Consider the following 19797-nt stretch of genomic DNA (forward strand, 5'->3'; position numbering starts at 1 on the left):
ATTGAAGAAAACATATTTTAGTTTTTTCTCAATGACCTACTTTTATATCGAAAAATTTTAGAAAGTCATCCGTTACAAAAATATCATCCTTTGTGATCTCTGCCTGTATGTCCTTGTTATAACCTTCGGCTGCACTGTAAATAGCGTAAATTTTTGCTTTATCGTATGTGCGCCCATTTAGTTTTACAATTCTTAGAATAGCCCCATGACAAATCACCAGTCGGTTGAATTCGTCATTACCTTGTATGGATATATCATTTATTTTACCTCCCTCAAAAATTATTGTTGCCGTAGCCCCTGAATTTTTATGAGTTAATACTATTATTTTCATTTCTAATTCCTCCTTTCTATTATAAACGTAATCTCATGATCGTTTGACAGATCACCTTGTAATACCTCGATTAAGTATTGCGGATTACGAATAAACTTTTTAATGAGTGTAACGCTTGTGTATATCATGATGTTTCTATAAATTTTATCGTGGTCACTTACAACATCGTTAGAGTTGAATGCCCCGCTAAGATCAAAGTAGACATATGCTTCTCTATCTCCTTCTGTGAACGATTCATCACCGTTATTAGATATATCCACCTTTATTTTTGTTTGGTAGAATAATCCGTGTTTTAATTTTTGGATAATCGTCACGCCCTCTAATAAAGCTTTTTCCAGTTGATCGCTTGTCATCTCAACTGTTTTGTAATCAATTGTCTTTTTTAGTGACGGGCGCTGCAATCTATCCCATTCTTTTATTAGAGTCTCTTCCAGTTTCCTTTCTTTTTCGGGAGGAGACTCTTTATTATTTTTTGAGTTTATTTCCATTTCTACATAGTCGAAAATTATATCGACGTGTACATATCCCGCCCAATATGGATCGTAACCTGGATCAATCGACTCTACTGTCCTAGATTTAAAAAACAGGATCGCTTGCTCGTCACTTTTTAGATTATGACATAGAGACGAAGGGATTACTGTGTAGTGCATGTTGGTATTTTTGTCAAGTACTGTGTAATCGGTCAAAATATCTTTCAGATGATAGTCTGATCGAGAAAAATCCTTACCTGTTACCTTTAACATATCTTTGTGTAATTGTTCCATATCATCCTACCTCCATTTATTTTATTTTTATTAATTTCGTTTTTAATCTTTCCAGCAATCCTTCGATCAAGCTGTTATACACTATAACTAGTCGAAGGATTAAGCAAAAATTAAATATCTAACTCTTTAACTTTGATCGGATTACTTGCGACAACTAACCGCTCACTAAGAGCTACGTCTGTTAAGTCGCCATCTTTTTTATAATCAAAATCTTTAATTGTAACAGCCGTATACATATCGCACTCAGTAATCAAGTGTGGAGGCAGTGTGCCGACAACGTGCTTGCCTTTAATATCCTCTGCTGTTACATTCTCAAAAACGGGCGCTAACCACCAGTCTTTTTTAAGAATATCAATCGTGCCTTTATGACGGCTTGCGATCACTGTTTTATCTGGATTGGAATACTTAATAAGATCAAGCTTATCTACAACCTCAATTTGATATTTGCGTACTGGTAAATCAGCATCAAAAATCTCTTGAGATGTGTTAAATATTGTGCCTCTCGGCAGTTGCAGTGCATAAAACTCTGTTACTCCTTGCTCTGCTAAAATAGCAGGTGATAGCGACGATAAAACAACCTCTTCTGTTCCTTGACTGAAATCAGATAATCCCTTAATAGCTTCAAATCCACTTGCTACAACCTTTTTTTCTGATAATAATTGTTTAATAGTTTTCATTTTAAATTCTCCTTTTTTTATATTTTTAATTTTATTTTTCCAGTGATTCTCTTAGCTGCCTGTTAATCAACTAAGAGAATCTGACAAGTATGAATTAGATATTCTCTACTCTGATTGGATTATCCCAATCACAAGCTTCTGACTCGTCTGAAGTATCAAAATTAATTGTTTCCCAGTAGATCATATATTCCTTATCATTTTCATCGACAGCATGAGCTTTATACTCACTACCATCATCTGAAACATATGCATCTTGCAATGTGCGATACTCTTTACCCTCAAATTCTACAATGGTTGAATTTCCGCTATTTAATTCTTCAAACTTTTTCATAATGACTTCCTCCTTTTGTTTTTGTTTCCTTATCTTTAACTTAATTTTATACTAAAAGTAGTATAAAGTCAATAAATTATTATAATTATTTTTATTTTATTTATAGGAAATGTGTTTTAATAATGCCTGTTCCAGCCATGTAAAATAATCCTGCTAAAACAATACCTGTCAATATAATAATAGACCAATCAGTTTTATCTTTATTTTTAATTTGTTTATGTAGCACAATTATCAACCCCATATCATTATTTTAGTTTTATATTGTGAATGAAAAACCTTCCCTCTTACGTTCAGATAAAATAGTCATTAATACCGAATCTTTCTTTATAACCCACTACGTTCAGATAATAAAGTCACCTATTTACTTTTTAAAGATCGGAAAGTAACTATGAGATGCGAACCCGCAACGTCCAACCTCTAAAACATATCCATTGTTATTTTCCGTTACACAGATCTCCTTATAAGATGAGACATATTCCATTTTCTCTTGTACTTGCTTAGATATAAAATACAATCCTTTTGAATTCAAATAATTACAAGCGTCCTCTGCTCTTTCAAAATAAAGTTCTCTCCCCCAGTCTTTTTTAAATACGCCAACATTCATACCGTTAATTATTTCTCTCATTTTTTACCTCCTGTTATTTAATGATTTAATTATCGCTCATTAAATCAGATATATCAATAGTATCCTCTAAATTCATCAACCTGTCAGACATAGCACCCTCTAAATCGTGTTCATTAATCCCAGCTTTGAGTAGTCTTTTTTTTGATTACCTTTTGTTTTTCGAGGGATAATTGAGATATAAAGATTGTTTTGTTATACTCCATCTATTATAACTCCTTATATAATTAACTTTAAAAGATTGAATTTATCCGAATACAGTATTTATTATTTCCCCAGTTTTTACATTTAGGAATTTTTCGTTTTTATAATAATCTAAGTAAAACATTTTAATAAAACTTATACCTGTTTCCAAAAGCCCGAAATCATACACCAGATTATCCACTTCAATTTTAATCTGATGATTATCTAAGTTGTAATTTATAAGCTTAATGTCTGAAGCCTCTACAAGTTTTTTAATAAACATTTTTATTCCTCCTTCCAACTTAAAATATTACTTTTATCCTAATTAGTTTTTAGGTGTATTTCTCCATTGTCACTAACCTTCAAAGTTGTAATTCCAACATACTCTAAAACTTCTACCTCTAACACTTGAAACATTTCTCCATTTGGATTACAAAATTTATCATTTACAATTCTCTCAAAATGTCTAATACTTCCGTTTTTCATTTCAACTTTAAACCTAACCTTATGTCCCTCAAATTCTTTTTGTCTGTTAACAAATTCATCTATGCTCATTTTCATTTCAATTCCTCCAATTTTTTTCATAAAAGGTTTATTTTATTATAGCTTCCTATGCTTCTTGTTCTGTCCGAAAAACTGTAAATTCATTCCTAGTCTACTTTTATCTTTCTTCTTTTTTAAAAAATCTTTTGCAAGCTCAATTTGAGAAGGCTTTAACGCTTTAATAATTGGACTTTATTCATCTTTGATCGTCCGGCAATTCCTTTTTCCTTCGCTAGTTCATAAAGCTCTTTCATTGTCATATTAGATAGTTTTTTGTTATTCATTTTTATTTCCTCCCTGTTTATCTTTAATTTTATTTTATATCATTACTAGTATAATGTCAATATATAATTTAATTAATTTTATTAAAATGCCAGTGATAATTTAAAGATGCTGTTATAGAAATGTTAATTACGAACCAATCTAACAAAATTGATCAATTGCTCCTGTGAATAGTTTTCTCGTTTAAATCTTGGTAAATTAATTTCGTTCAAATCAAATTCTTTCAAGCCTAATTCTTTTAGGCGTCTAAAATAACTTTTCAGGCTAATCCATTTTAAAGCTGTTATACTTGTTTCCCATTCGCTAAAACGAACGAGTGAACCGTCTACAATATTATAATTATATTTAAAAATATTTCCCGTGTTCGTATTAACTTCTACGACTTCATAGGAACATGAGCCATTGTTGTATTTTCTGAATGCCTTGATATTTTTCATATTAAAAACCTCCAGTATTATTTATACTTTGCTGTTATAAGCTTATTTGTTCGGCTTCAATATTTAATTCATTCACCCATCTATTATGTGCTTCTATTCCTGCTCCTACGTTACGGCAGCACTGAGGGCGCAAAGGACATTGCCCGCAATTATTTTTATAGTTCTGTTTGCAAATATCCTTTACTTTTTGTTTTAATTCTTCATACATGCTTAAAACCTCCACCAGTTCGATTTTTAATCTGCTGTTATATAGATCACGCTGGTTGCATTTCCTTCTTTACTTGCAAGGCAACAAACTTTTTTGCGTCTTCTAATTTTTCAGTTGTTTTTGTGGAATGGATTTCATATCCATTTTTAAATACTCTAAAGCATCCCCACAACTTACAAATCCAATAATTACCATGAATATACACACGCCTATCATCTTTAATTCCCATGTATTCAATTTCTTTTCTCTTTGTTTGGAATTCAATATCAATTTCAGTATTTTTAATTTCTTGCTTTAACTTACTATCCTTCTCATTAATAATTCTGTATTCAGTTTTATTAATTTTATTTTCGATCTCTTCTGTTAAATGGACTAAATCGCCCATTAACTTATGCTGTCTATCATCTGCTTTTCTATCTTTATGTCTATTCCTTCCGGCTGCCCCAGTGACAAACCATGAAGGATTGTTTGCCTTGAAGCTTAGATATTTGACATAAGCATCATAATATTTCTTTTTAAAACGTTGTAAGTCACGTTTTAAATAATAGATTGTTGCTTTATTACTTGTTGTAGAAATAACCTCTTTAACTTGATTAGTATAGCGTGAAAACGTTTCTTGAATTTCTTTCGTATGGTCGCGCTTCTGTTTACGGAATACCCATGCACTGTCATGCTCTCTATCTTGTAGCTGTTGATCAATTGTATATGTTTCAATATCATCAATTTCAATGTCAGGAAAGTTTAGGCTTGTTCCGCTTTCGCTGTTATGCGCTTCTGGTTGAGTATTATTACAAAGCGTTTGCACAAACTCCAAACGTTCCTCACTTTGTTTTGCATACCATATCTTTCTAGCTCGTGACCATCTAAAACCATGCGCTTTTAGTTGTGCTCTGATTTCTTCGCTTGGCTTATCCGAAAATGAAACTTCAATGCCGTTTTTCTCTTCATTCAAATAGTATGTTGCAGCATTGGTCTGCTCTTTTACTTCTTCGCTGTTATTGGTGGTTTCTTCATCAATTAAAGGATCAAAATTACCTTCTCTACTATTTTTATTATTTTTATATTGATTATTATCCGGTGTCGGTTCAAAACCTTCTTTGACAGCGATATAACGAGCGTAGTCATAGCCTTGCGGATCAATTAACAATGTTTCGTTTGTTTCAGTGTTAATCACTTCTAATACTACTCTATATGATTCATTTGCCCAACGTGTCTGATCTTCTTCTGACAATTCCCACATATTTTCAATGTCTTCGTTGACTTCAAATGTGCTATTTGTCCCACCCTTGAATTCTGTATTTAATGTTTGCATGTCTAAATTTGATAAAAATAAATCGAATGATTCTTTATCAACTGAAATAGATTCTTCTACAACATATCTGTCATATGTTGCTAATTCCTTGGATATAACTTCTTTCATGCTACACGGTTTGGAAGCAAACCATGCAAACGCAATTCTTTTCCCTTCTTTTGTATATAATTCTTTTTGTCTCGGCTCATCTACGGTTTCTCTTGCTCGTTCCATTTCAATATTGTAACGCTCTTTCATGCTTAACTGATCTTTGATTGATGTAGTATCAAAAAGTATCATAGCAGTTCTATCGCTTTGTCCATATTGTTGAATGGAACGCAGTTCAACATCTTTTACTAGTCTAACATTACCGTATGTCTTAAAACCATTTAAGAGCATTTCTTTAAGCGCCAACCCTGTAACATAGGGAATGTTACTAGCAATAAAAATTCTGTTATCAATTAACTCCTTACGCTTAAAATCGCCATGACTTCCTATTGCAAAAATATCGGTATTATTAAACTCTGCTAGTTCTGCTTTGATTACTCTGTTATCGTTTAGTAATTCGCAGCCTGTGAGATAACTATAATATTCAATCCAATGCGAATGATATTCGTCATAGTAATAAAATTCAACTTTATAAAGGGATAATAAATCAATGTTTTTATATGTAGCAGATTGAAGGAAGGAATCTCTTTTTTGTTTTCGCTCAGCTTCTTTTGCATTAAAAGCCGCCTCATGTTCTTTTTGTAAAAACAGACTAACAGCTTCAATAATTTCAGTTTTATGTTTTCTTGCTCCCTTTCCTTTTACTGAACTGTCGCTACCTTCAAAATAAGAAATAACCGCTTGAATCCCTTCACCACTTACTAAATATTGTCCATACTCTTTTTTCACTGTTAGCATTGTTTATCATCCTTTCGAAAGCTGTTTATTAACTATCTTTATCTTATACTACATTTGATATAATGTCAATAATATAATTTAATTTGTTTTGTTTTTAAAATGTTGATTTTATGACAAGGAGAGTCAGCTATTCAGCTGATTCTCCTACCCTTCCATGTTACATACATTACCGTTTCCATCTTCCCACATTTCATTAATTGGACAACTTCCATTGTCCAAGTCTTTGATAATTTGCTCCATATCTTCGATTGTCGCTGGTGTGATTAATCCCAAAAAGTTTTCTTTCTTGTCGTAAACTTCAAAAGCGTGTAGACTATGGTCAAATTCCACTTCATTTACAATTACTAATGCCGTTTCCCAGGTTTTCATAATATAACCTCCTAATAGTTATTTATTAACTACCTTAATTTTATATCAGAAGTGGTATATTGTCAATACAATAATTTAATTCAATTTATAAAAACAGTTGTTTTTTTAAATTAATATTAGGGTTTCACTCTCTAACGTTAGAGAGTGAAACCAAGAAACAACTTTTCATACTTCCTTCTTTCGTATGTATCTTTGATTTCTTTGTTTACTCCGTTGATTGTTTCCCACATTCTGCTTTCTGTATCAATCCATAAAACATAATCTTCGTTGTTTTTATAAGAACTAACTAATGTGATAACTACATTTAAATTATATACCGGCATTTTGATTCCTCCTAATAGTTATTTATTAACTATCTTAAGTTTATATCAAATGTAGTATAATGTCAATATATTTATTTAATTTATTTTATTTGCTGTTTAAAAAGCGTATTTTATTAAGATGAAGAGAAGGAGAAACCAGCTTATTAGGCTGGTTAATTATCTAAGTAAATTGTTAATCTTTCTTTTAAATATGCCTTGTTTAAATCTAACCGTCTTGATAATTTCTGAATTCCTTCATCATTGAAAGTAAATCCATAGCCGTTAACATTTACGTATTCCTGCCATAATTTTCGACCTTCATGCCATAATTTTCTTTGTTCCATTGTCATATGTAGCAACCTCCAAATATTTTTTATTTGTTTTCTTACTTATTATATTACATGTTCATCTAACGAAATTCAAGTATTAATTTAATTTATTTTGTTTTAAAATCACTGTTTTATCTTATTATTCTTGACAGAATTCTATATCATTTACATCTACAAAACACTCCCCTCCATCAAAGCGAACCAAAACTAAATCTTTTTCCCCTAAATAGTTTACCTCTGTAATATAACCAATAATAGATGGATCACCTTTTCGTATTACTTTATCATGTAATTTAAATTTCATTATTTATCACTCCATTTTTTATTATTTAAATAGTGAAATAATCCCAACATATTCTAAAATCTCAACTTCCAGTACATTGAAATTTTCTCCATTTGGATTACAGAATTTATCATTTACAACTCTTTCAAAATGTTTAATACTTCCATTTTTCATTTCTACCTTAAATCTAATCTTACGTCCTTCAAATTCATCTTGTCGGCTGATAAATTCATCTATACTCATTATCATTGTAAATCACTCCTATTATTAATGATAAAACGATTGTTTTATATTAGTTGAAATTCATTATCTTTTAAGTACACTTTGCCATAATAATTTGCATCTAATTGAACTAAATAATATTCTTGATTATTATGTTTTTCTACTGCTTTGATTCGACCGTGACAACCTTCTAATAAATCACAAAATGAATTTTTTAATACTTTAATATTTTTATTTAACATAATTAACCACTCCATATTTTTAATTTTGTTTATTACATAAAACTAATGATTTATTTAACTATTTCCACTTCGTAACCTCTATTTTCTACATAATCAATTTTCTTATCAATAGTCCATTTACCTGAATAGTAATCTTCATAATCTTTTTTGTAATACTCTTCGAAATCTGGGTCTTGTTTATCATCCAACAAATGAATTTCACATAAGCTATCTAAAGTGTGATCTGTCCATTTATTCAATTGCATATCAAAAATTCTTATCATTTTACATTCCTCCGATTAATATTTTTAATTTCCTTACATTCAATAAAAAGTTATTCAGTTAATACAGCGAAAATGTTAAAATGCTGACTACTTTCATGCTTTATACTTACTAAAATTTTATCTTCTGCTTCCTGTAAGATTTCAACTATGCATTTTTCTTCGTGATCTGTGTCAAAGGCTGAAAAATACAGGTTTCCATTTTCAGTTTTTAGAAAGATAACATTTTCAAAAGCGTATGAATTAAGGTAATTTATAATATCTTCGTTAGTGTAAGTATATGACATTTCTCACATCTCCCATTTCATAAGTTAAATTTTATAATTAAATTATTTTTATTTAAACTATCTAAAATATCGCTTAAATACTGTTTATCAAAACTGCTATATTTTGACTGCTTTACAGTAAGCTGTTCGTTTTGTGTGAGTGTGCTATGTGTTAATGATTCATTTAGGTTGATCCATCCGTTCACGACAATTAGCTGATCAGATTCCATGATACGGTTGCTATAATATGTGCGTTTACGTTTAGGCTTATGGATGATTTTTAAAGTGTTTTCATATTGTGCATATGATTCAATAGCTGATGATTTTAAAGTGGTCTGAATAGCCACAGGGAAGCCGAAATCAGATAGTTTTATAATCGTTACCTTTTCCCCTTCGTGAGCGCTTAAAGCCTCTTGAACGGGTTGCAGCGGCGTTTCATTGATTACAGTATAGCCGTAACGTTTGCAAGCTGTCGCCAAGTGTAGAAGATTGGCGACTCCAATTGCTTCAATGAGTTTATTATTTAATTCAATTTTTTTGCTGGACATTTCGGAATGGAAGAGCTTAATTGCTGCTTCTTGCTGATCGTTGCTAAGTTGTGGGAATGGAATACAGCCTAGAGTGAAAATTGATTCAGCGAAAAGATCAGATAGTAAATCAATTTGCTCGTATTGTGAAAGCTGGCTGAACGTTTGTGTTTTAATCATTTTTATTAGCTCCTTTTAATTTAATTGAATTTATTACGTGCTGAATTTTTTAAGTGCGATAACCTTACCTTCTTTGATTGATACGAAAGCGAAAGGTATCCTCTTTAATAACAAAAACCTAAATATTTTAATTGATTATTTTCTTTTAGTTTATCTAAGTAGGTAATTTTCATTTTTTATACCCCTCTCCATTAACTTATCTTACTTATAATATTATATCGAAAGTAGTATAAAGTCAATAAAAAGATTAAAAATAATTTAATTTATTTTATATATGTATAGCCGTTTCTTACGGCTATTTATTGCTTTTACTCACTGTCTTTGTGAAGTTGAAAAGTGTTAAAGCTGCTGCAATGATTATGAGAATGTCAACTATATAAACAAAGGCTGTTGTTGCGTCATAGGATAAGCGGAACAAAAGATATAGGGCAGCGAAGATAAGGAAGCCATAATCTAAATATTTACGCATAGTTTGCATTTATTATTAGAATGTGATATATAATGAAGTGTAAAGGTTGGTAAGGATAAGGGAATCTTACTGACTTCCCCTACCCTTTTACTGCTAAGAGTTATCATTCATTCGTTTTCCTCTTGTTCGGCGTGTGCGACGCTTACGTTCAGGAATTATGCGAATGGTGATGACTCTTTTTTGTGGTTTTGGCTTTTTGTATCGCTTAGTAAGTATGTGTAGTTTGTCTATGATGTTAAGTACCGATAGTAGCAAGCCTATCCACAATACTAGCTCAACCTTTACAACTTCCGTCATATTCACATTCTTATTCACCTCCTTTTATTTGATAAATTAATTATATCATATGCAGTATATATTTGTATATGTTTATTTTTATTTTGTTTAATTATTTTTATGCGATGTCCCCTTTTATTTTTATAGCCAAATAACCTTTGTTGTTTATATATTGGCTTTTTGCTCCTTTATTAAAAGTGAATATTAGATTGCCTTCGCTGTCTGTTTCTACATTGTGAGACATAGCACCGACTTTGATTATATAGTGATTGTCGGCAATTTTATGAGTATACATATCATTATTAATTGATAAGTCAATTTTATTATATTTGTTTGTATTGGCTAACATTGTGACTGCTTTATTTTTTGCATATTCAAGTGTATCAGCTTCGGAAAGGTTTTCTCTTCCTGAAATACGAAAGCCAGCACGATATAAGGCTTTTACTTCTTTTTTATTGTGCGTTTTAATGTAGGTTTTTTTATTGGATATAGATGAAACGATAGAATGCGTTAGTTCGTGAGTGGTTAAGTCTAAATAGTTTGCCCATGTAATAGAATACATTTTTAAATGTTCATTGTAAATGTAGGTTATGTCATGGGTAAATGCGCTGGGATTTTTAGAGTAGATTAATTTTATTAGTTCCTCTCGTTCCAGTTGTGTGTATCTTCTTAGATGGAGGCTTCTTGCTATTGATTGCAATTCGGTAAGCATTTTCGAGTTTAATTGGGATAAAGTATATTGTAACAATTTATTACCTCCTATTTATAATACGTTTATAATATTATATTCACTTTATATTATATAGTAAGATTAAAAGAAGGTAAAGAATTATTTTAATTTTAATTTTATTGAATTTATTTATGAAGTTTCTTGGACAACCTCCCAGCCTGCTAACTGGGAACGCTCTGCGCTTAATGCGGTTTATAGTCGCACAGACGACTTATTTATTACAATTGCAATCTTTAACGTGTGAAACAAGACTATAGGCTTCTTTGCATTTTTCGCATTCTTTGTAATAGCGGCTTAAATGTTCCATTTCATGTGATGATAAGCCTTGTTTAACCCATTCTGCGCGTAGTTTTTTCATACTCATATCTGACAACTCCTTATCATAAATTTTATTTATTTTATTAATTCAATATTCATACTGACTAACAATTGTTCAATATCTGACATAATATCAGATGAAATATTGACAGTAGTATTATATTCAAACTCGTAATTTTCTACTGCTGAATTAACTAGTTCTTTTATTTCTTTGATGGTGTATGAAGGTTGATTTTCATTAAGTAAAGCTGTTTCGATTAAGTTTAGGGTAAATTCCTTAAATGTGATTGACATTGTATGCAACCTCTTTTCTAAAAATAGTATGTTGTTGTTACTTATAATATTATACTATAAGTAGTATATTGTCAATATATAATTTAATTTATTTTGTTTATTTGAGAAAAAAATTTGAACACATTTCCCATAATAAGTAATAGTCTATATAAGAAGATATGTTCAAATTTTTAATTTAATTATATTTGTTAAAATCATTAGGTAGCTGTTTTGCTTTACTGTCAATAAGTATATTATTTAATTTTCTAGTATTATTTATATAATCTTCCTTCATTCTCATTTTCATTTTATCGCTATTAGTATTGGCTTTTTTATGCCTTGATAAACTGTTTTCATTAATTCTATTCTTTATACCCTTATTAACTGTTTGAAATGAATACTCTTTCTCCTTTGAATCTAATTTGAAGCTATTTAATTCTTTCCACTTATTGGTAATATATTTATTATTTGCAACTATTTCATAAGACTTAAAGTAACGATAGATATTGAATTTATCAAATAAAATTGAATTAACCTCTCTGTAAAATTGATCTTGTATTCCTCTAATAAAAATATCTCTTTCACTATTGCAATTATATTTTAAGGCTACTTCCTTTTCAATTAGTTTGATATTCTCCCTTTCTTCTTCTGTTGCCTTTCTTATATATGTATTTGTTTTTACGTTAGACCCTTTGAAGGTTTGCGTTTCTTCTCCATACTCATTAACGTTTATTAGTTGTTCAGCTTTTATCTGATTATATTCATTATATTTAGCTTCTGTATCTATAAGGCATACTGTCGTTGTTTTAGTCCAATCAATTAAAAATTGTGATTCCAAACTATTTAAGGCAGATTCTATATTTCTTTTGAGTAAGTCGTCAGATGTTGAGTAGAAATCTTTTATTTCATCTAATGATATGTCGAGATGTTTGGATAGTCTTAATTGTTTATATTTAGCTTTTATATAATTTTGATTTATCATCCTTAATTCTTGAAGAAGGTTATTTCTTGTGATAAATAAGTAACCATTATTACTATTGTGAATGATTTTGTCTAAGATTAACCTTTGAATAGTTGATATATATTTAGTTTTATTATTATTGGCTGGAAGCGGTATTTTATATATGTGAGTTATAATGAAAGAATGCCCTTTTTTAGTATATTTAAAATAGCGTTCTAATTCTTTAAGTTGAGCCTTTTTTGAATTTCCTGCTTCAATTGGAATGGATAAGGCTTCACAAAGGTGCTTATAATTTTTAAATGTATCACCTTCTTTTATGTGTGATGTGGAAATGATGGGATTAGGTGGTTCAATTGGATTAGTTGACATTTATATGAAATTCCTCCTTTTAGTTTTAGCTAGTGGAAAGATGTGGGTAGTTAGTTGATAAATAAAATTAAAATAAATAATATGGATCAATATACATTATACTATAATTTCGGATAATTGTAAATATGATTGACTTGTGAAAAATATAATAAATTAAATGAATTAGATGGGAAGTTATTAACATTAGTGTGTGGATAAAGTGGATAAGTCGAAGGAAAGGTAAGTGTGTATATCGTATATATACAATATGAACACTTAAAGAATTGCCGCCCTGTTATTCTGTTCGATATTATAAAACAATTGTTTCAGCGGTGGTCTATGTGGTATTGGCTGGCACGGTTTCATATTGGATATAAGTGGAATACTAGACTAGGATATAATTGGAAATACAATAGATTAAAACTGAATATAATAATTGAATGCTTCAAAGTGGGATATAACACATATTATATCCTTATTTTACGCTGTTTTTTGGCTATATTTTAACAAAGGAGGGGGCTAATAAACATCCAAAAAACTACCATAATTTCCATATTTTGCTAGAACACATCCACTCCTCCACTCACTCAATTTTTAAACTCGACTCCCCTCACACTCCCTACCTCACAATTTCACCTGAATCTACACTCGAACTCACATCGAAATTTCCCCTTCATCTCGCCATTTTTACTCACTCAATTTTCCTCATTTTCACTCAATTTTGTCTCTAATCACCCTACAACCCCTACTACATCAACTCTTTTCGATATTCTCACCTGTCTAATCACCTTATAACCCTTATCCCATCTATGTTTTCACCCCTTAATCCCCACTTTTTCGATCACACTTTTCTGCTCTCCCAATTATTCATTAAATTATATGTATCACCTTCAATTTATTCCTTCATAATCACTTAATTCACCACTTCCACTAAAATACTCTGACACTTTTCGATACAGCGAAAGGACATTGATGTAATATTCTAAAAGTGTTAGCTAATCCTTTCGCTAATTTTTTAAATATGGTACTATAAATCTAGTTACAAAATGTAACATTCGGTTACTTTAGTTTACTTACGCTTTCTAGCGTTCAGAAACACCTTCAGTTTTGATCGCATGTGCCACCATAACATCAAAACTGACCCGTAGCTTATTAGTTTAGTTAAAAACTGGTAAGCTACTTTTTTGTCATTTTCAAAACAAGATTCAAGAGTCCAATCATAAACAAGCCTCCTGTAAACAATAATGTAAGCAATGACATTGTATCTCCCATAGCCTCACCCCTTTCTCTTATTTTCATGGGTAAGCTTACCACATAATTCTACCCTTATTCAATATTTTGTACTCCCTTTTTTTTGAATCACACTATATATAGTAATCTTTTTGATTCAGGCGTAAAAAGTCAACTATGAAAAGATGTAAAAAATGAAGTATTAACGAGTTTCCCATAGAATTTCATCTATTTACCCACTTATTTGAATCGTTCTCTAATTTGTTAAATTAATCAGTACACTTCACACCTTACCATATAAAGGATTCACATATCTCTTAAAATCCTTGACTATATTTTTTCTTGGTGTATATTATTCTGTTTCTCTTTCACAATCAATTCTACCCAGAATTATATGTCTCAACTCCTTTATAATTTTACTCAAGACTCCTTCCGAATAGTTTTACCCTCACCACTCTTTAAATTTCTAAATCATGTTAATTTAACATAATCTACAGAAAGAGGGGGGTTATTTTACACCAAAATAAAAATGGATAGTATAATCACTACCCATTCCATAAATTATTCTCTACATTTACCTACTATACTCCATAATAAAGCGATTATTTTCACCAATCTGACTTAGATATAAGCAATCCTTAGCTCTTGTTACTGCCACATAAAATAATCTCGCCTCTTCGACTAAATCACTTTTGCTATGTGGAAACTTGCTATCCTCTACTCCAATAACAAATGTATGTTTGAATTCCAATCCCTTGCTGCTATGTACTGACATCATTTTCACACATTTTTCTTTTACCTTTTTCTTCTCTTCGCTCATATATACATAATCAATGAACGACTCAAGAGTGTTGCTCTTAATAAACGATTTCAAGGTATTCAATGAATCAATTCTCTCCTTGACTTCCTCTTCACTTGGATACTTATCTTGAATAAAGGCAATAAATTGAAATGACTTAATAATATTATCAATTAATTTTTCCAATGGAACATTCTTTGATTTTTGCAAGATTAGCTTATTCATGATTTCACCAAACTCTCTTGCGCTTCTATTTTGGAAGTCTTTTGGAAAACGGAAATTAATAAATGACTCATATAAAGATTGATTATTTGCTCCGGCATTTACTTTAATGCTATTGAGTAATTGATTACTCATGTATTTTAATGGCTTAGTCTTAATCTTATAAATTGTCTCAAAAGCATTATCATCATGTGGATCTTGAATTAATCTAAGATATGACATAATCCCAACGATCTCTTTACGTTTAAAGAAGCTGCTCTTATTTGAGATATCATAAGGAATATCCCTTCTTTTTAACTCTCCTTCTACATATCCAGAATGAGAATTTACTCTATACAAGATTCCAATCTCTTGAGGCTCCACACCATCTCTTAATAATTGTTCTACTTTATCACAAACATCAAAGGCTTCTTCTTCTCTGCTCCCATAAGTCAAAATGGAAATTTGTCCTTCATCACTTCTAAATGCCTCTGCATCTTTATAGTGTTTATAATCCTTACAATACTCTCGGATAAACTGATTCGCTCTTTCAACAATTGCTTGAGAGGATCGATAATTTGTGAACAAGTTTATTGTCTTAGCATTTTGCCAATCTTTCTCAAAATTCATGCAGTATTCGGGGTTTCCCCCACGAAATTTATAGATCGCTTGATTTGGATCAAATACACAATAAATGTTGCCTGACTTACATAATTCCTTCAAGAGAAGGTTTTGTACTAAATTAGAGTCCTGATGTTCATCGACTAATACAAAGTCATATGTATATTTACCACTTAATTTTTTGAGTAAGTCATAGCACATAATTAAGTAATCATCGAAATCATATTTATTGTGCTTCTTTTTGTATTCCTCATAATTTTTATAGAAAGACCGTAATTTATCTTCTGGGTAATCACTCTCCTTAAATACAAATTCATCTTTCTCACTTCTCATGTAGCATTTTTGATAAGAAATGTAGCTTGCAATATCTTCATAGTTACATTCAGAATCAATAGCTCTATGACAATTCTCAATTTCATATGGCTTAATTAGGTTGGAGCTTAGATTATATCCTTCATTAGAAAGAATCTTCCCACAAATGGAATGGAATGTACCAACATTAACGTCTCTAAACCCCATTTTATTTAATTTTGCTTTTAATTCATCTGCAGTATTACGTGTAAAGCTAATTGATAAGATTTCTTTCTGATCAACCTTATGATTATCAATCAGATTTTTAATCCTATTTATCAATACTGTAGTTTTCCCTGATCCTGCCCCAGCTACAATTCCATATGCGCCTTCGTAAACATTGATTGCTTCAATTTGCTGTTCATTAAAATTCAAATTATTATCTCCTTTATTTAATTTAATTTATTTTTAAGCTGTTGTTTTTTGAAATTGGTCAAGCGTTAGCGCGACCAATTTAGAATGTATATATCTCTTGTATCTATTACTTGTATATATTATCTGTATCTATATATATTAAAACCTCTTTTTAGATCGCAATTTATACCGTATTAATTGATACGCAACCTAGTAACTTTTGATTTTCATCTGGTACTATTTGATTCGTATCTGGTACTTTTTGAACACTATCTGGTATAAATTGCGATACGCTGATTTATAAGGCTTCTTGAGCCATATTTTATGTGTCTGAATCCCCTATTAATTTGGTTATATTCTCCAACTTAACATAAGTATGATTTGCATACTGAACATAATCAATCATGTTTCCATCTTTCTCCCATCCCGCATGTTCCAACTTATGTTTTTTTATTCTAATCAACTTATTCTTTTTAAGTATTTCGTTGTATTTCATGATTGTATTTTTAGAAATCCCAGTTTCTTGTGAAATAGTTGATATGGAAGCATAGCAGCGATCTTTATATAATTCTAATCGGTTTATTCTTGATTCATAATAATAAATCAACCTAACTCCTACACTTCCAATTTGATCGACTATTCTTTTGTCTAAAAGTCTTATATCAACTTGGGTAAAATAATTCTTACTATGTAGAGTTGTCATTTCTTTATTGATATGAACTTGCAAAGCCTTTTTCTTTGGAAAAGACTTTATTTCATTTAGAATTAACTTATTTTCATACATATTATTGAAAATTAGTTTTAAACTGCGATTATCTGAGACAGATAAATAGTTCTTTAAGGCGGTATGATTCACTTCTAACAATTCGGATTTACACCTTCCGTAAAGTTCACATAATTTAGCGAACAGCAGGAAGGCGCTAGATTTCAGAGCAGGATTCCTTACCACTTCTTCTGTAAGGAGCTGCAGTTTAAACACCTTATCTGACACCAGCCCCCTCCTTTCTTTTTATTAATTTTAATTTATTTTATTTTATTTATTTTGAAACATTTCACCTAAAAATGTCCTGCGCTCATGACTTACGTCAGTATTTATGGCATAGCGTAAAGCACTTAATTCACAAATCATCATACACCATTTGCTTGCACGAGTAGGACCAGTATAAACAAATTGTCTACTTAGAAGTTTATACGAAGAATAATCAAATACAAATAGAACATTTTTTATAGTTGATCCTTGTGATCTATGTACGCTAATAGCATAAGCCAATTCAATTTGGTCTAGTTCCTCCTCAGTATACTTAATTACCCTATCAATCCCTTCAAATTGAATGTATACTTCATGCTTTTTATTTCCTTTGATATATGTCTCTTGTATATCAATAATTTTACCAATTGTACCATTGAATACACTTATCTCGCCATCTTCTCCAGCTTCGTAATTGTTTCCACATTGAATTATTTTATCATTAATATAATAAGTATACTCACCTTTCTTCACACCTTTTTGGCTAGTATCGTTAAAGATTCCCTGTAATGTTTTATTTAATTGAGTGACTGAAATATCCCCACCTTTTTTTCTGCCGGTAATAACTTGAAAATCATCAATACTCTTCCCTTTTAGTTTTTTGGCAATATCAATAACAAGAGGAAGTATTCCTCCTTTATTTTTCAATCCATACACATAAAAGTCCTCTAATTCACCAAAAACATGCTTGCCAAATTCATCACTCTGGAGAATTTGATTGCCTTCTCGTATCTCATTTGCTTTTGATAGAATGCCAGATTTTTTGGCTTGCCTTTGAACTTGAGTTAATTCTATACGAGGGATTTTACCACTATCTATTAGATCTCTAAATACTGCTCCAGCTCCAATGGAAGCAAGCTGCCCAATATCGCCTAAAATAAATAATTTATAGCCTTCTTTAATTGCTTTAACTAGGCTATTAAAAAGATAAATATTTACCATTCCACTCTCATCTAAGGCGGTAATGTGGTATGGTAATTTATTCTCTTCATTGTATTTAAACTTAACTCCATCAGTTCCAAGCGTACGGTGTAGTGTCATTCCATTTAATCCGTTTTTCACCAAGATATTTGACGCTTTCCCGCTTAATGCACATGCAACATGATTGTATTGATTATGAATTTTTATAATCCCTTTTAAAACGGTACTCTTTCCCGTTCCTGCTTTACCATCAATTATTAGCACATTGTATTTTAATGACAGTTTAATAGCTTCCATTTGCTCTTCAGAAAAAGAAAAACCTTGTTCGCTTTCTATTTCTTTAATTTTATTATTGATTTCTTCTATATTTAGTTTGCTTTCAACTTTAAGAATTCTCTCTAATCTCAACTTAATTTCTTTTTCAGTATCAAATGTATATCTATTAGCTACCCTATTTTCATCTTGATAAAAATACCTCTTATCTAATGCTTGAATATGTACTTCTATAATAGAACGCTCAATCTCTAGCAATTCCTTCATCTTTTCAACTAGATCAAACTTTGTCATCCATGTATGACCTTCTTGCTCCTCACTCTTCAATATAAAGATGATGGCAGCTTGAATCCGATTGGGATTATCCTTAGCATCTCCTCTATTCATGGCATACCCATCTACTTTTTTAAAACCGAACATCTTAACTTCACACAAGGAATAAATATTATCTTTTACTTTTTGCACTACCAGCTCCGGACTGCCAAAATGATCCACTAGCTTTTTCATTGCCTTAAAATTAATATTTAGGTCTTTTAGTTCCGTAATGGCATCTTGCATATCTAAATTTGCTAATAAATAACTCCTGATTTTTTTATACCTTTTTTCACCAATGCCATGTATGTCTGTATAATCAAATGTATCCTCTTTCATCATGTCTAATATTTTTTCATTTGGGTATTTTTGGATAATCGCATTAGCTTGAGATTCTGGCAATAAAGCTCTTATATATTCTTGCTGAGAACTTGCTGTCGTGGGTTTTTCCTGTTTTACAGAAACAAATCCATACCCTTTTCCGTATTTAGGATGAAATGTTGATTCAATCTCAAGATCGTACTCTTTACCTTCAATTAATTCAAAAGTATTCCCACTGACTACAAAAGTATTGAATTTATCAGTAATAATGTCATTTCTTTTCTCAATGGGTGTGAATCCATAAACACCCCATGAACTCTCTTCATTATAAAACCTTTTATGATCAACCACCGCTTTTATTTTGATCACTTCTTCCAAACTATAATCAACTCCTTTATATATTTTAATTTATTTTATTTATCCTTATCACTATCCTCCTTTTACTTCGAATCATATC

At 30.7% G+C, this 19797-nt stretch carries 27 protein-coding genes; all 27 read right to left on the bottom strand.

Features of this window, described 5'->3' with window-relative positions:
• Nucleotides 1-28: 28 nt before the first annotated feature.
• Nucleotides 29-331: a hypothetical protein gene (locus ABMB67_RS08050; protein WP_354571700.1), complete on the bottom strand. Its 303-nt coding sequence runs from the start codon at nucleotides 329-331 to the stop codon at nucleotides 29-31.
• A 2-nt stretch (nucleotides 332-333) separates the two neighbouring features.
• On the bottom strand, nucleotides 334-1095 hold the full coding sequence (locus tag ABMB67_RS08055) for a hypothetical protein (protein ID WP_354571701.1): 762 nt from the start codon (nucleotides 1093-1095) through the stop codon (nucleotides 334-336).
• 110 nt (nucleotides 1096-1205) lie between these two features.
• A complete protein-coding gene (locus ABMB67_RS08060; RefSeq protein ID WP_354571702.1) occupies nucleotides 1206-1772 on the bottom strand; it encodes a hypothetical protein in 567 nt (188 codons plus the stop codon).
• Between the two features lie 94 nt (nucleotides 1773-1866).
• Nucleotides 1867-2103: a hypothetical protein gene (locus tag ABMB67_RS08065; protein ID WP_354571703.1), complete on the bottom strand. Its 237-nt coding sequence runs from the start codon at nucleotides 2101-2103 to the stop codon at nucleotides 1867-1869.
• Between the two features lie 361 nt (nucleotides 2104-2464).
• Complete coding sequence (locus ABMB67_RS08070) at nucleotides 2465-2728, bottom strand: hypothetical protein (RefSeq protein ID WP_354571704.1); 264 nt, start codon at nucleotides 2726-2728, stop codon at nucleotides 2465-2467.
• A 244-nt stretch (nucleotides 2729-2972) separates the two neighbouring features.
• Complete coding sequence (locus tag ABMB67_RS08075) at nucleotides 2973-3191, bottom strand: hypothetical protein (RefSeq protein ID WP_354571705.1); 219 nt, start codon at nucleotides 3189-3191, stop codon at nucleotides 2973-2975.
• A 38-nt stretch (nucleotides 3192-3229) separates the two neighbouring features.
• Complete coding sequence (locus tag ABMB67_RS08080; protein WP_354571706.1) at nucleotides 3230-3469, bottom strand: hypothetical protein; 240 nt, start codon at nucleotides 3467-3469, stop codon at nucleotides 3230-3232.
• A 152-nt stretch (nucleotides 3470-3621) separates the two neighbouring features.
• Nucleotides 3622-3735, bottom strand: a complete 114-nt coding sequence (locus tag ABMB67_RS08085) for a Rho termination factor N-terminal domain-containing protein (RefSeq protein ID WP_354571707.1) — start codon at nucleotides 3733-3735, stop codon at nucleotides 3622-3624.
• A gap of 123 nt (nucleotides 3736-3858) precedes the next feature.
• On the bottom strand, nucleotides 3859-4170 hold the full coding sequence (locus ABMB67_RS08090) for a hypothetical protein (RefSeq protein ID WP_354571708.1): 312 nt from the start codon (nucleotides 4168-4170) through the stop codon (nucleotides 3859-3861).
• 34 nt (nucleotides 4171-4204) lie between these two features.
• Nucleotides 4205-4378, bottom strand: a complete 174-nt coding sequence (locus ABMB67_RS08095; protein ID WP_354571709.1) for a hypothetical protein — start codon at nucleotides 4376-4378, stop codon at nucleotides 4205-4207.
• 46 nt (nucleotides 4379-4424) lie between these two features.
• The gene (locus tag ABMB67_RS08100) at nucleotides 4425-6575 is read right to left on the bottom strand and encodes a hypothetical protein (protein ID WP_354571710.1); all 2151 of its coding nucleotides are present in this window, start codon (nucleotides 6573-6575) and stop codon (nucleotides 4425-4427) included.
• 144 nt (nucleotides 6576-6719) lie between these two features.
• The gene (locus ABMB67_RS08105; RefSeq protein ID WP_354571711.1) at nucleotides 6720-6944 is read right to left on the bottom strand and encodes a hypothetical protein; all 225 of its coding nucleotides are present in this window, start codon (nucleotides 6942-6944) and stop codon (nucleotides 6720-6722) included.
• Nucleotides 6945-7081: 137 nt separating this feature from the next.
• Nucleotides 7082-7267: a hypothetical protein gene (locus ABMB67_RS08110; RefSeq protein ID WP_354571712.1), complete on the bottom strand. Its 186-nt coding sequence runs from the start codon at nucleotides 7265-7267 to the stop codon at nucleotides 7082-7084.
• A gap of 152 nt (nucleotides 7268-7419) precedes the next feature.
• Nucleotides 7420-7596, bottom strand: coding sequence for a hypothetical protein (locus ABMB67_RS08115; RefSeq protein WP_354571713.1), 177 nt, complete (start codon nucleotides 7594-7596; stop codon nucleotides 7420-7422).
• Nucleotides 7597-7714: 118 nt separating this feature from the next.
• The gene (locus tag ABMB67_RS08120) at nucleotides 7715-7879 is read right to left on the bottom strand and encodes a hypothetical protein (protein WP_354571714.1); all 165 of its coding nucleotides are present in this window, start codon (nucleotides 7877-7879) and stop codon (nucleotides 7715-7717) included.
• Between the two features lie 21 nt (nucleotides 7880-7900).
• The gene (locus ABMB67_RS08125; RefSeq protein WP_354571715.1) at nucleotides 7901-8107 is read right to left on the bottom strand and encodes a hypothetical protein; all 207 of its coding nucleotides are present in this window, start codon (nucleotides 8105-8107) and stop codon (nucleotides 7901-7903) included.
• Between the two features lie 38 nt (nucleotides 8108-8145).
• Entirely contained in the window at nucleotides 8146-8322 is a 177-nt protein-coding gene (locus ABMB67_RS08130; RefSeq protein WP_354571716.1) for a hypothetical protein, read from the bottom strand.
• Between the two features lie 50 nt (nucleotides 8323-8372).
• Nucleotides 8373-8585, bottom strand: a complete 213-nt coding sequence (locus ABMB67_RS08135) for a hypothetical protein (RefSeq protein WP_354571717.1) — start codon at nucleotides 8583-8585, stop codon at nucleotides 8373-8375.
• A 50-nt stretch (nucleotides 8586-8635) separates the two neighbouring features.
• Entirely contained in the window at nucleotides 8636-8869 is a 234-nt protein-coding gene (locus tag ABMB67_RS08140; RefSeq protein ID WP_354571718.1) for a hypothetical protein, read from the bottom strand.
• 17 nt (nucleotides 8870-8886) lie between these two features.
• Nucleotides 8887-9555: a hypothetical protein gene (locus tag ABMB67_RS08145; protein WP_354571719.1), complete on the bottom strand. Its 669-nt coding sequence runs from the start codon at nucleotides 9553-9555 to the stop codon at nucleotides 8887-8889.
• Nucleotides 9556-10418: 863 nt separating this feature from the next.
• Nucleotides 10419-11048, bottom strand: coding sequence for a hypothetical protein (locus ABMB67_RS08150; protein ID WP_354571720.1), 630 nt, complete (start codon nucleotides 11046-11048; stop codon nucleotides 10419-10421).
• Between the two features lie 193 nt (nucleotides 11049-11241).
• Nucleotides 11242-11394 carry a hypothetical protein gene (locus ABMB67_RS08155; RefSeq protein WP_354571721.1) on the bottom strand — a complete coding sequence of 51 codons (153 nt, stop codon included), beginning with the start codon at nucleotides 11392-11394 and terminating at the stop codon, nucleotides 11242-11244.
• Between the two features lie 29 nt (nucleotides 11395-11423).
• Nucleotides 11424-11642 carry a hypothetical protein gene (locus tag ABMB67_RS08160; RefSeq protein WP_354571722.1) on the bottom strand — a complete coding sequence of 73 codons (219 nt, stop codon included), beginning with the start codon at nucleotides 11640-11642 and terminating at the stop codon, nucleotides 11424-11426.
• Between the two features lie 175 nt (nucleotides 11643-11817).
• A complete protein-coding gene (locus ABMB67_RS08165; protein ID WP_354571723.1) occupies nucleotides 11818-12951 on the bottom strand; it encodes a hypothetical protein in 1134 nt (377 codons plus the stop codon).
• Nucleotides 12952-14734: 1783 nt separating this feature from the next.
• A complete protein-coding gene (locus tag ABMB67_RS08170; RefSeq protein ID WP_354571724.1) occupies nucleotides 14735-16507 on the bottom strand; it encodes an ATP-dependent helicase in 1773 nt (590 codons plus the stop codon).
• A gap of 301 nt (nucleotides 16508-16808) precedes the next feature.
• Nucleotides 16809-17477, bottom strand: coding sequence for a hypothetical protein (locus ABMB67_RS08175; RefSeq protein ID WP_354571725.1), 669 nt, complete (start codon nucleotides 17475-17477; stop codon nucleotides 16809-16811).
• 42 nt (nucleotides 17478-17519) lie between these two features.
• The gene (locus ABMB67_RS08180) at nucleotides 17520-19709 is read right to left on the bottom strand and encodes an AAA family ATPase (RefSeq protein WP_354571820.1); all 2190 of its coding nucleotides are present in this window, start codon (nucleotides 19707-19709) and stop codon (nucleotides 17520-17522) included.
• Between the last annotated feature and the right edge of the window lie 88 nt (nucleotides 19710-19797).

The sequence above is a fragment of the Halalkalibacter oceani genome (assembly GCF_040544555.1).
Taxonomy (GTDB): Bacteria; Bacillota; Bacilli; order Bacillales; family Bacillaceae_D; genus Halalkalibacter; species Halalkalibacter oceani.